The following is a 12,851-nucleotide window of genomic DNA, read 5'->3' as shown; positions in this document are numbered from 1 at the left end:
CTGCTGGATCTCTGTCAGTTCATGACGCCACCACGCGCGCGCCGCGACGCGCTGCTGGCTGCCGTGTTCAGCTCCGCTGTGCTCGTTGCCTGTTCAGGTGGCAGTGGCCAGTCCACGGAAGAATTACCGAATACCAACCCGGAATCCGGCGATACCAGTTACTCGGGACCGGCGCCGGAAAACGAAGACGTACAGAACTATAAGCGCTATATCTGGGACAATCTGGCAGCGGAGAACCGCTGCGGCAGCTGCCATATCGAGGGCAACCAGAGCCCGCGCTTTGTGCGCAGTGACGATATCAATCTGGCCCACGGCGAAGGTCGTGAACTGGTGAATCTGAGTGCGCCGGAAGAATCCCGCCTGGTCACCAAGGTTGCCAGCGGCCACAACTGCTGGCTCGCCAGCGCCGACGCCTGTGCGGAAATCATCACCAATTACATTGAGGACTGGGCGTCTGCCGCGGGCTCCGAAGCCAGCACCATCACCCTGACCCCACCCACCGAGCGGGAAGTGGGCGCGAGCAAAAGCTTTCCCGCCTCCAGCGGCAGTTTTGCCACCACGGTTTACCCTCTACTGGAACAGTATTGCGCGAGCTGTCACAGCGAAGACGCTGAGACCGCTCAACAGCCTTACTTCGCCAGTAGCGATATCGACCAGGCTTACGAGGCCTCGAAAGCGCGGATGGATCTGGATAATCCGGAAAATTCCCGCTTCGTGGTACGCCTGGGCAGTGACTTCCATAACTGCTGGGGCGACTGCTCGGAAAATGCCGACACCATGGCCGCCGCCATTCACAATTTTGCCGACGGCATTTCCCTCACCGAAGTGGACCCCAACTGGGTAATCAGTAAAGCCCTGTATCTCACCGACGGTGTGGTGAGCAGCGGTGGCGGACGCATCGAAAACAATGCGATTGCCCTGTACGAGTTCAAATCCGGCAGTGGCACTACCGCCTACGACACGTCTGGCCTTAACCCCGCCATCGACCTGTCGCTTTCCGGGGATGTGGAATGGCTGGGCTCCTGGGGTATCCAACTGGCCGGCGGCAAGGCGCAGGCGGCCACCGCCACCAGCAAGCGCCTGTTTGACACCCTGAGCGGCACCGGCGAATACACCATCGAAGCCTGGGTCGCCCCCGCCAACGTCGTGCAGGAAGGTCCGGCGCGAATCGTCAGCTACTCCGGCGGCAACGACATTCGCAACTTCACCCTCGGCCAGGCGATGTACAACTACACCTTCCAAAACCGCAACGATGCCAGCACCGACGCCAACGGCATGCCGGCGCTGATCACCGAGGATATGGCAGAGCGGGTACAGGCCACCCTGCAACATGTGGTCGCGACCTTTGATCCGATCAATGGCCGCCGCCTGTATGTGAATGGCGAATTTACCGGCGACGCCGACCCTGCGGAGCCTGGTCTGCTGTCCACCTGGGATGACACCTTCGCTCTGGCACTGGGTAGCGAGGTTTCCAACGAACACCAGTGGCAGGGTTCAATCCGCTTACTGGCGATCCATTCCCGGGCTCTGACCCAGGACGACATACTCACCAACTACGAAGCAGGCGTGGGCCAGAAATATCTGCTGCTGTTCAAGGTGGAAGAGGAGACCGGCGTGCCCCAGGGCTACGTAATGTTTGAAGTACAGCAGTACGACAACCACGGCTACCTGTTCAGCGAACCCAAATTCATCACCCTGGAAGACGGCGTCACCCCGGACGGTATCGAAATTGAAGGGATGCGCATTGGTATCAACGGCCGCGAAGCGGTGGTGGGCCAGGCCTGGGCCAATCTCGATACCACGGTTACAGCCGCCGAGTACGACCCGGCAAGTGGCCAGAAACTGTCACCGCTGGGCACCATCATCACGCTGGAAAAAGGGCCGACTTCAGACGAGTTTTTCCTGACCTTTGAACGCCTGGGCAACGAAGAATTTGTACGCGTGGAAGCCACTCCAGCGGCCCCGGCGATGCCGGCAGACCTGACTCCGCAACCGCGCATCGGTATTCGCCGCTTTGAACAGATCCACGGCGCGCTGTCGGCAGCCACGGGCGTATCACGTGCCCATCCGGCGGTTATGGACACCTGGGAAAAAGTAAAACAGCAGCTGCCCGTTGAATCCGATGTTCGCGGATTCCTCGCCGCACAGCAGATGGGCATCACTCAGCTGGCGGTGAAGTACTGCAGCACACTGGTGGACGATGAAGCCGCGCGGGCCAACTACTTCCCGGGCTTCAACTTCTCCGCCACGGCGAATGATGCTTTCAGCACCGATGCCAAACGTGCCCAGATCATCGACCCGCTGCTGGAAAATCTCCTAGGCCGACCGATTACCTGGCCCGCGGCCATGGGTGGACACACCGTCCAGCTCGCCAGCGCTCCGGACGAAAGCGCGGTACGCGAGGAACTGAACAGCCTGATCGACAAAATGACGGCGTGCGGCGGTAGCTGCGGCGCGGATCGCACGACTACCACAGTGAAAGCCACCTGCGCGGCTGCTATGGGTAGTGCGATGATTTTGATTCACTGATTTCAATACAACGGATTACCTCGATAAACGGGGACCCCGGAAGAGCCATGAGCAAGAAAAAACATTTTGAACTGGACCAACCACTGCGCCACCCGGACCACCATCGGCCGGTGAGCCGACGGGATTTTCTCGGCCAGGGCTTTCGCGCGGGTATGGCGACGGTTCTGGGCGGTTCGATTTTCAGTCTGTTTGCCAATCCGCGCTCTGCCCAGGCCGCACTGTCTTCCGACCTGGAAGCCATGCGCGCGACCTGTGGTGTCAGCGCCAATGGGGCGGGCAAGATTCCGTTTATCTGCTTTGACCTGGCTGGCGGAGCGAACATAGCCGGCTCCAACGTGCTCGTGGGCAAGCAGGGCGGGCAGTTCGATTTTCTCAGTACCGCCGGTTACAGCAAACAGGGCCTGCCCGGAGACATGGTGCCATCGCTCACCGATGGTCTGGGTAACCCGCTGTACAACACCGACCTGGGTCTTGCCTTTCACAGTGACAGTCAGATGTTGCGCGGTATTCTGGAAAAAGTTGGCCCCGGCACCTCCAGTGCCATCAATGGCGCGGTGATACCAGCACGCTCGGAAAATGATACCGGCAACAACCCCCACAACCCCATGTACGGGATCAATCGCGCCGGCGCCAACGGGTCACTGCTGGCACTGATCGGTTCGCAGACCAGCGAATCCGGCGGCAACTCCATGGCCCCGATGGACCTGATCAACGCGGAAGTGCGCCCCACCAAGATCGACCGTCCCTCCGATGTTACCGGTCTTGTGGACGTGGGTGATCTGGTGGGCCTGCTCAGCCAGGAAGATACCGTCGCAGTAATGGAGTCTATGTACCGCATCTCCAATGCCAAACTGGGGAAGGTCAATACCCGGGTAAGTAATGATGCGGTCATCAAAGATCTGGTGAAATGCGGTTACATGAAAAGCGCGGACCTGGCGGACCGTTTCGGCGACCCCAGCGCGCTCGACCCGGCGCTCGACCCGGACATTGTCGGTCCCGGCGGCATTTTTTCGTCGGACGAATTTTTCGGCGATCGCGAATTCCAGAAGGCCGCCTCCACCATGAAACTGGTGGTTAATGGTTATGCCGGAGCCGGCACCATCACCATGGGCGGTTACGACTACCACACCGGCGACCGCGCCACCGGCGAGATCCGCGACCTGCGCGCCGGCCGCTGTATCGGGGCCTGCCTGGAATATGCGGCGCGGGTTGGCCAGCCGCTGATGGTGTACGTCTTCAGCGATGGCTCCGTATTCAGTAACGGCATGATTGACGATTCCGCAGAAGGTCGCGGCAAGGGTGTGTGGACTGGAGACAATCAGCAGACCGCCGCATCTTACTTCCTGGTTTACAATCCTGCGGGTCGCCCGCAGCTGTTGGGCGGAAGCGCCGACGAACAGGCGCGCCACCAGCAACTGGGCTACATGCGCCCCTCCGGCGATGTGGAGACTGCCAGCAGCCCGGCCGCCAACAACGTCAATCAATTGGTGCAGACCGTGGTGCTCAATTACATGGCACTGCACGGTGAACAGGGCAGTTTTGCCAGTCTGTTCCCCAACCACGGCCTTGGCAATGCCAGCCTGATGGACAGCCTGACGGCCTTTGCGCCGATCCGTTGATTGCGTATTTAACGTACTGAAGCAGCACAAACAAAACGATGTACCCAAAACGCTTTTTTCTGATTGTCTGTACCCTGCTGGTGGCCGCTTCCGCACAGGCGGAGTGGCACTACGACAGGCAGGCGATCATGGGGACCGAGATACACCTGCAGTTCTGGTACGAAGACGAAAAAAAAGCGCAGCAGATCAACCGCGCAGTGATGGACGAATTCCGCCGACTGGACGCGACCTTATCCCCCTACAAAGCCGACAGCGAACTTTCCCGGGTAAACCGGGAAGCGGGGCAAGGCCCTGTGCAGATATCCGATGAGCTGGCACGGATCGTGGATAAGTCCCTGTTTTACAGTAAACAGACTCACGGGGCCTTCGACATCACCTTTGCCACACTGGGCAGCCTGTACAATTTCCGCGAAGGTAAAAAGGCCGATACGGCGACCACCGAAAGTCTGCGAGATGCCATCGGCTATCACCACCTGCAACTGAACCGTAACGCAGGCACGCTTCGCTATGGCGACAGCCGTACCAAAATCGATCTTGGTGGCATCGCCAAAGGTTACGCGGTAGACCGCGCAGTGAATATTCTGAAACAATATGGCGTCACCCACGCCAATGTCAGCGCTGGAGGCGATGCGCGGCTGCTGGGTGACAAACGGGGTAAACCCTGGCTGGTAGGTATCCGCCACCCCAGGGATAAAAGCAAAAACGCGGCGGTAATACCGCTGGAAAATACCGCAATCTCCACTTCTGGAGATTACGAGCGGTATTTTATCGATGACGACGAACACCGGGTTCACCATATCTTCGACCCGGCCACCGGCAAGCCCGCGGACACCGACAGAGGTTCGGAAGAGCAGAAAGCGGACAGCGACCCTGCGGAAGAAAAACTGATCAGTGTCAGTGTTATCGGCCCAGAGGGGTTTGATACCGATCCACTCTCCACCAGTGTCTTTGTGTTGGGTAAAAGTAAAGGACTGGCATTGATCGATCGAATGGACGGATACGAAGCGATAGTCATCGACGCTGACCGACGCATGTTTTTTTCCCGCGGTCTGGCGGACCGATAGCCTGACAGGCCGCGAACTGGCTGCCCAAATCTGTCACCACTGCGAAACATCCAGGGTGCCTCAGCACAGATGTGACCCGAATCACGCCCGAATCGTGATGCACGGGCATAATCGCACTTCCGAATGTGCGAATAATTAAACGACAACCGAACACTCTATTTTTCAGGTTTCAGCATGTTTTCCCTGCGCTCCGCTCTCACCGCCCGCAACCATCTCAAAGCCCATGTTTGCGCGATCTTCACAGTTTTGACACTTGCGGTCGCAACTCAGGCAGGTGCACAGAATGCCGACTTCCCCGCGGACGACCTCGAATCGCTGAAACAGGAAGTCCTGAAGCTGAATCGAGACCTGCTGGTGCTGGAAGAGGATCTTCTGTTTCCAGCCCAGAGTCAGGTGGCAGTATACGTGTCCATGGACGTGGGTCACTTTTTTGATCTGGACTCGGTAAAGCTGCACATCAATAACAAGCTGGTGGAAACCCACCTGTACACCGAACACCAGAAAGAAGCGCTGTTTCGCGGCGGTATCCAGCCCCTGTTCAAGGGCAACCTGAAATCCGGGGAACACACCATTACTGCGTTCTTCAATGGTACCGGCCCCGAGCAACGCGAGTTCAAGCGCGCCGCCACCCTGGAGCTCAGCAAAACGGATGAGCCCGCTGTGATCGAACTGCGCATATCCGATACCGGAGGCAAGCAGCAGCCGGAATTTACCGTCGTCCAGTGGCCGGCTCCCTGAGTTCCCCATGGGGTCTGTTGTGTTTAAAAATACTACCGTGGCGCTCGCGCTGACCGGATTGATTGCCGGCGCTGTTCCCTGCGCGGCGGAAGACACGCCCGCGGAGACAATACCGGGTGCCGAGTCACCCGAAGGAAAGCCCCGGGAGAAGTTCCAGCAGGCACAGGACATGCGTTACGGCGCTGCCCTGTATCACTACTTTCAGGGCAACACCTTTGATGCGCTGAGCACCCTCATGGTGTCAGACCTGCGCGGGGGAATTTCTCATCACGCGGATAATGCAGAATTAATCCGCGGCGGTATCAGTCTGGCATTCGGTCTGGAGCGTCAGGCTGCAGACCTGTTCGAGCAGCAGTTACAGAAAGCCGCGGATGAAGAAAATCAGCAGCAGATCGAGCGCTTTCGTGAAATTGCCTGGCTGAAACTGGCGGAACTGAACTACCGACACCAGAACTGGGACACGGCGGCCCTGCAGCTGGAAAAATCCGGCGCAATCCACCAGACCACCCTCACTCTTAATCTCGCCATTCGCAACGGTGACCTCAGCCAGGCCGCGCAACTCCTGCGCCTGGCGGATCTGCCAGTGGCGGAAAGGGTACTCGGCCACAATAACCTGGCCGCCGCCTTTGCCCGCGATGAATACTTCCCTGCAGCAGCAGAAGAGTACCAGCGCGCCGCAGATCTGGTCGATAGCGTCACCCTCGACAAGGATCTGGCGGATGAACTGCGCGAGGAACTGTACATTCTGCGCGACAAGGCCCGCATTGGTGCCGGATACGCCTTTACCCTGCAGGGTGATTACGCGGCCGCAGCGGAAGAATTTCGCCGGGTGAGATTGGACACCCCCTGGTCCCCGGACGCACTGCTCGGCCTGGGTTGGGCCTCCGTAAACGGCGCCGCTCACACACAGGCAGTGGATGCCCTGGGTTATCTGATTCGCCAGAACCCGCTACTACCACAGGTACAGGAAGCCTTGCTGGCCCTACCCTATACCTACGAAGCGCTGGACCGGCCGAAGCTCGCACTGCGAAGTTATCAAAATGCCGAGCAACAGTACCAGCGCGCACTCGATGATCTGCACAAACTGACAGGGGCCGCCGGTCAACTGCAGTTTGCGGAAATCGACGGGGACGAACGCATCGACCTGCAGCGATACGGCTGGCTCGAGGATGCTGAGACACCGGCACTGATTCGTATGAACCAGCATTATCTGTTGCAGATAATGCAAAGTGACCGCCTGCAATTGCAGTTGTCCGAATTGCGCGATCTGCAACAGTTGCGGCGAGTGCTGGATCGCTGGCAGCAACGACTGCCGGAATTCCATACCCTGATTGACGAACGTGAGCAGCGTCGCCTAGCGATCGTACGTGAGCACGACAGTGCCCAGTACGATCAGCAGGTACAGATTGCCGAGCAGCAGCTGGAAAAACTGCAGGCCTCGCTGGCGCGGGTAGAGGCCGATAAAGATGGGCTGGCCATGTTCGCCGCTTCCGATAGCGAACACGCAGAATTTCTGCAAATGTTGCGCGACGCGGAAACCCGATACGAAAAATTGAGTGCGGCCGGCAAGACCAGCAACTATCAGCAACAAACCCTGGCGCGAGCACGGGGCATTCTGCAGTGGCAGGCTTCTGAGGAATACCATCAGAACCTGTGGCAGAAGCGCAAGGCTATCGATGCTCTGCAAGCCCAATTGGTAGACGCGGCGCGCAACCAGCGTAACGTGGCTCGCATTTCTGCCGAAGCCCCGCAACTCAATTTGCTGGCCGGTAGTGTCGAAGACGCGGGCCTGCGCATTGATCAACAGCGCAGCGCTATTGACCGCGCCAGTGCGGTTATCGAAAACCAGATCCGCGCCGATCTGCGCAGCGCCCTGAATAAGACCCGCGGGCGGGTAGAGCAGTACATGGCCCACACCCGGCTGGCCATCGCACGCATTCAGGATGCGGCCATGCAGGGGCACTATGATCGGCCCGAAGATCGCACCGAGGATCTCCCCGGTGACCCTCCCAATCCTGAAGCAACTCCTGGGAGCAGTACCGAAGAGCCTGCAGCCACCGATACGCTCACCCCGGGCGAAACTGAACGCGAACCCGATGCCCGTTCCGGTTCTTCAACGGACGAGTCCCCGAACCCCGAACCCCCCGCTGAACCGGACCAGGAATCAGAACCAACTGCCCAGCCAGGAGAGCCGGAATCGTGAGTGCTACTTTTTCACGGCCACCTCGCAGGCACCTGTTGACCCTCGCAATAAGCGCCAGCATCGCCCTGGGTGGCTGCGCCGGTTACGTGGATAAAAGCAAAACCCTCGCGGACCTGCCGCCAGCGGCACTGCCACCCGAACCACTGGTGGAAATGCCCAAACTGGCACTGCCGGCCCTGATCGACAGCTACGAGCGCGCCCTGGCTGCACAGCAGAATCCGCAGACCCGCCGCCAGATACAGCTGCGCCTGGCGGATCTGGAAATGGAACGACTGGAGCAGCTACAGGCAGACAACCCGGAAATGGCGGTGGCTTACGCGGAAGCGGTGCGCCACTACGAAGCGCTGTTGCAGACCTCAGCAGACGACGATTATCTGGCCTATCGCCTGGCCCGTGCACGCTCGCTGGATGGCAACAATCCCGGCGCCCTGGACGCACTGGAACAGATCGTCCAGCGCAACCCGGATTCACCATTTATCGCCGAGGCGCTGTTTCGGCGCGGCGAAGCGGCCTTTGGTCGCAAGCAGTATCGCGCTGCGGAACGTGATTTCAGCGATGTTCTCGCACAGGGTGATACACCATTTGCACGTAACGCCCGCTATATGCTCGGTTGGAGTCAGTTCAAGGACGCCCGCTACAAAGCCGCCAGTGAGACCTTCCTGACACTGATGGACGACCTGCTTGGAGAAACAAACGGGCAAACACGCTTTCTGGGCGAACTGGAAAAGGGTGAGCGTCGCCTTGCGGACGACACCCTGCGAGTGCTGGCACTGGGGTTCAATTACCTGGGCGGCGCCGAGGTCATCGAGTCCTTTGTCGTCGATGAGCGACCACGCACCTATCATCACTTACTGTATCGCGCCCTTGGCGACTGGTATGCCGAAAGTGAACGCTATCGCGACAGTGCGGAAACCTTTCTCGCCTATGCAGATCAGTACCCACAGAGCTTCAAGGCCCCGGGCATGCACGCGCGGGCGGTGGAAATCCTGCAGCAGGGCAACTTTCCCAGCGAGGTCATTCCGGCCAAGCGCACATTCGTTACCCGCTACGGCAGCCGCAGCGCCTATTGGGAAAATGCCGACGACCAGCAACGGGGCCTGCTTAAAAATCAGTTAAAACCCTGGCTGGAAGAACTGGCCCGCTTTGACCACGCCCGCGCCCAGGCACTGGCCAAAGAGGCATCCGATCCCCGCAATCGCGGAAAGGTGGCAGCCCAGGCACAGCGGCAATCCCGCGAGGCATTTATTGCCGCCGCCGCACTATATGGCGAATTTATTGATACTTTCCCCGGTGATGACAAAACCCCGGAGCTTACTTTCCTGATGGCGGAAAGTCTCAACGAATCCGGGCAGTATGCACAGGCATTCAATGCCTACCGCCGCGTGGCCTGGGGCTTTGCCACCGAAAGCGAACCCGCGCCACAACCGAATCCGCGCCAGGCCACCGAGGCGGGCTACGCCGCGATCCTTATGGCGGGGCGGGTGCACGACGCCGAAAAGAAAGTGCAGAACAATGCGGAACAGGCCAACCTGTGGCTGGACCTGAAAACCGAAACAAGCCTGCGTTTTGCCGACAGCTGGCCACAGGACCCTCGCGCCTTACCGGTGCAGCTGGATGCCGCACGCAATCTGTTTGACCAGTATCGCCACCAGGAAACCATCGACGCCGCCATCAAGGCCGCAGCGTGGCAGCCACCGCCCACCCCGGAACAGCGCCGCAGCATCCTGCTGCTGTTGGGCCACAGCCAATTCGAAACGGAAAATTATCCGGCCGCAGAACTGGCCTACGAGCAGCTGCTCGCCGGTATGGCATCGGACGATCCGGAGTACCTCAACACCCGAGACCGCCTACAGTCGTCTATCTACAAGCAGGCGGAGGTAATTCTCAAGCAGGTACACCTGACCACTGACAACATGGAGTTTGTGGCGCCTACCGAGGAAGCCATTGCGCTATTACTACGAGTACGGGAAAGCGGTCGTTCACCCATCGCCGCCACCGCACAATACGATGCGATCAACCAGTTGATCCGCCTGCAGCGCTGGCCGCAGGCCCAGGCCGAACTGCAGGACTTCCGCACACATTATCCTCAGCACAGACTGACCCCGACCCTCACTGCAAAAGCGGTAGTGATTTATCAGGGTATGGATATGCCGGAAGCCGCGGCCAGCGAATTGATGGCACTTGCGCAGAACGACCCCGACCCGAACGTGCGTCGCGACTCTCTGTACCTCGCAGCAGAACAGTTCGAGCAGTCGGGTAATCGCAGCCGCGCGATCGATGCTTACCGCCAGTACGCGCGTGACTGGCGCCAGCCGGCGCTACAGAATCTGGAAGCGCAATACCAGCTGGTGTCCCTGTATGAAAAATCCGGAAACCAGCGCGAGCGCAATCAGTGGCTGAATAGTCTGGCGAGCAACAAGGTTTCCGAACCCCGCGGCCGTTATCTCGCCGCCTTTGCTCAGAACGATCTGGCCGGCCAGAGCTTCGCCCGCTTTGAACAGCTGGCTCTGACCCTGCCGTTGAAACAAAGCTTGCGCAACAAAAAGCAGGCGATGGAAACCACCGTAACCGCGTACAAGAAAGTACTCGACTTCGGTATTGCCGAATTCACTACCGCGGCGAATTTCCGGCTGGCCGAAATCTATCGTCAGTTGAGTCGCGATCTGATGGACTCCCAGCGACCCAACGGACTCAACCCGCTGGAACTGGAGCAGTACGAAATCCTGCTGGAAGAACAGGCTTACCCCTTCGAGGAAAAAGCCATCGAGCTGCACGAAGCCAATGTGAAGCGTACCGCTGACGGCGTCTACGACGAGTGGATCAAAAGCAGTTTCTCGTCGCTGGAGAATCTGTTGCCCGCCCGTTATCGCAAACCGGAATCAACTGTGGAGTGGAGCGATGCGGCCTATTAACCAGAACCAACTCAGCAGCTATGCACTGGCAACCATTGCCGCGCTACTGCTCAGCGCCTGCGCCGGGAACCCCACGGGGTCAGATACATCGGGCATCGATGCTGAGCCGGTCACCGAGGGGGAAATACCCCAGCGTGTTGCCACCCCCAACCCCTATCTTGCGGAAGCCGCCAGCGTACCAGGGGCTGCGCAGCAGGCTCTGGCAAACGCTCGCGGGTACTTCGAACAACAGCAGTTTGGCGCGGCGGAAACCGAGCTCCAGCAGGTCGTCACCCAGTGGCCGCAGCTTTCTGGGGCCTGGCTAAACCTGGCCAAGGTCCAGTTGAAACTGGAGCAGCCGGAGCAGGCCGAAGCGAGCCTGCGGCAAGCGGTGACCGCCAACCCAAAAAATGTGTTCGCGTGGAACTCCCTCGGCGTCCTGCTGCGCGACCTGGGTCGCTTTGACGAAGCACAGCAAGCCTATGAAAACGCCCTACAGCAATGGCCGGACTTCGCCATGGGCCACCGCAACCTGGGTATTTTATTTGACCTCTATCTGCACCAACCGGAACGGGCCTTGCATCACTATCGCGAAGCCAGGGCACTGGAAGCGGAAGCGGACCGGGTATTGGCGGGGTGGATTATGGATCTGGAGCGGAGACTGTAGCCCATGAGATTGCCGATGATTTCCGCAGCGCTGCTCTCACTGATATTTAACTCTGCCGCTCAGGGGCAGCAGGAAAGCGGAGAAGTGATCACACTGGAGTCCACTATCGTGGGCAGCCAGGAGCAACCCAAAGTGCTGTATATCATTCCGTGGAAGCAGGCCGCCAGCCTGGAAAAAATCGAGAGCACACTGCCCAATGCCATTTCCCACAGCTTCCAACATCAGGAATACTCGGAGCTGCATCGGGAAATAAAGTTACTCAAGGTGGAAAACACCGAAGAGTAAAATATCAACCAGTTTCTGACCTGCGGGGCCTGCCATAACAGCACCGCGGAAGTGAATGAACTCAACACAACCCTTTTTCATTACTAGATAAGAATCTTTACGTCCCGGAGATTTGACCATGGAGTTTTTCAATACACTGCTGCGCTTCTTTCAGAACGGCGGCACTTTCATGTATCCCATCGCACTGGTACTGGTGATCGGTGTGGTGCTGGTGATCGAGCGCTGGGTATTCCTGTCCCGCGCCAAGCTCGCCAACCGTCGCGCCTACGGCCAGATTCTGCCGATGATGCAGCAGCGCAACTTCGCCGCGGCGCTGAAGTTTGCCCAGAACGAGCCGGCACCCATGGGCCAGCTCGTTGCCGCCGGCATCAGCACCGCCCAGCATGCGCGCAAGGACGAGAACATCGCCATGGCCATTGAAGAGAGTATCCTTGAAGCCGTGCCGCGCCTGGAAAAGCGCACCAACTATCTGGCCACCCTGGCCAACATCGCCACCCTGTTGGGCCTGCTGGGTACCATTATCGGTCTGATCGCGGCGTTTACCGCGGTGGCCAATGCGGACCCTTCTGAGAAAGCCAGCATGCTGTCTTCCAGTATTTCCGTGGCGATGAACACCACCGCCTTCGGTCTGATCTCCGCGATCCCGCTGCTGCTGGCCTACTCCATGCTGCAGAACAAGACCAACGAGATCATCGACAGCCTGGAAATGGCCGGCGTGAAGTTTCTTAACCTGATTACCCTGACCCGCAGTCAGAAAGCGGAAGCATCCGCAGCGCGTCCCGCCGCCAAAGCCGGCGCACCGGCCTAACGCCACCGAAGACGCAACAATCGTAAACGTTAAGAACTAGACCAAGA

General features: G+C 59.0%; 9 protein-coding genes. All 9 read left to right on the top strand.

Annotated features, from left to right (window positions below):
• The first annotated feature begins 21 nt into the window (after window positions 1–21).
• The 9 genes from AAFH99_RS03715 to AAFH99_RS03675 all read left to right on the top strand — a co-directional run bounded on the left by AAFH99_RS03715 (window position 22) and on the right by AAFH99_RS03675 (window position 12,804).
• Entirely contained in the window at window positions 22–2,529 is a 2,508-nt protein-coding gene (locus AAFH99_RS03715) for a LamG domain-containing protein (RefSeq protein ID WP_406829161.1), read from the top strand.
• Between the two features lie 47 nt (window positions 2,530–2,576).
• A complete protein-coding gene (locus AAFH99_RS03710; protein WP_043320031.1) occupies window positions 2,577–4,148 on the top strand; it encodes a hypothetical protein in 1,572 nt (523 codons plus the stop codon).
• Between the two features lie 38 nt (window positions 4,149–4,186).
• Window positions 4,187–5,212, top strand: coding sequence for an FAD:protein FMN transferase (locus AAFH99_RS03705; protein ID WP_406828678.1), 1,026 nt, complete (start codon window positions 4,187–4,189; stop codon window positions 5,210–5,212).
• A gap of 174 nt (window positions 5,213–5,386) precedes the next feature.
• Entirely contained in the window at window positions 5,387–5,950 is a 564-nt protein-coding gene (locus AAFH99_RS03700) for a hypothetical protein (protein WP_051687284.1), read from the top strand.
• Window positions 5,951–5,969: 19 nt separating this feature from the next.
• On the top strand, window positions 5,970–8,153 hold the full coding sequence (locus AAFH99_RS03695) for a hypothetical protein (protein ID WP_406828677.1): 2,184 nt from the start codon (window positions 5,970–5,972) through the stop codon (window positions 8,151–8,153).
• Window positions 8,150–11,065 (top strand): tetratricopeptide repeat protein, encoded by a 2,916-nt coding sequence (locus AAFH99_RS03690; RefSeq protein ID WP_406828676.1) that lies wholly within the window; start codon window positions 8,150–8,152, stop codon window positions 11,063–11,065. Before AAFH99_RS03695 ends, AAFH99_RS03690 begins: the two co-directional genes overlap by 4 nt.
• Window positions 11,052–11,711 (top strand): tetratricopeptide repeat protein, encoded by a 660-nt coding sequence (locus AAFH99_RS03685; RefSeq protein WP_406828674.1) that lies wholly within the window; start codon window positions 11,052–11,054, stop codon window positions 11,709–11,711. Before AAFH99_RS03690 ends, AAFH99_RS03685 begins: the two co-directional genes overlap by 14 nt.
• A gap of 3 nt (window positions 11,712–11,714) precedes the next feature.
• Window positions 11,715–11,996, top strand: a complete 282-nt coding sequence (locus AAFH99_RS03680) for a hypothetical protein (protein ID WP_406828673.1) — start codon at window positions 11,715–11,717, stop codon at window positions 11,994–11,996.
• A gap of 118 nt (window positions 11,997–12,114) precedes the next feature.
• Window positions 12,115–12,804: a MotA/TolQ/ExbB proton channel family protein gene (locus tag AAFH99_RS03675; protein WP_043320026.1), complete on the top strand. Its 690-nt coding sequence runs from the start codon at window positions 12,115–12,117 to the stop codon at window positions 12,802–12,804.
• Window positions 12,805–12,851: the final 47 nt, after the last annotated feature.

The sequence above is a fragment of the Microbulbifer sp. ARAS458-1 genome (genome assembly GCF_045348205.1).
GTDB lineage: Bacteria > Pseudomonadota > Gammaproteobacteria > Pseudomonadales > Cellvibrionaceae > Microbulbifer.
The sequence above is the reverse complement of the archived record's forward strand: the minus strand, read 5'-3'. Positions and strand labels throughout refer to the sequence as shown.

Coding starts and splice junctions, on each gene's coding strand:
- AAFH99_RS03715 (WP_406829161.1), top strand. CDS start 22: ATGACGCCACCACGCGCGCGCCGCGACGCGCTGCTGGCTGCCGTGTTC.
- AAFH99_RS03710 (WP_043320031.1), top strand. CDS start 2,577: ATGAGCAAGAAAAAACATTTTGAACTGGACCAACCACTGCGCCACCCG.
- AAFH99_RS03705 (WP_406828678.1), top strand. CDS start 4,187: ATGTACCCAAAACGCTTTTTTCTGATTGTCTGTACCCTGCTGGTGGCC.
- AAFH99_RS03700 (WP_051687284.1), top strand. CDS start 5,387: ATGTTTTCCCTGCGCTCCGCTCTCACCGCCCGCAACCATCTCAAAGCC.
- AAFH99_RS03685 (WP_406828674.1), top strand. CDS start 11,052: ATGCGGCCTATTAACCAGAACCAACTCAGCAGCTATGCACTGGCAACC.
- AAFH99_RS03680 (WP_406828673.1), top strand. CDS start 11,715: ATGAGATTGCCGATGATTTCCGCAGCGCTGCTCTCACTGATATTTAAC.
- AAFH99_RS03675 (WP_043320026.1), top strand. CDS start 12,115: ATGGAGTTTTTCAATACACTGCTGCGCTTCTTTCAGAACGGCGGCACT.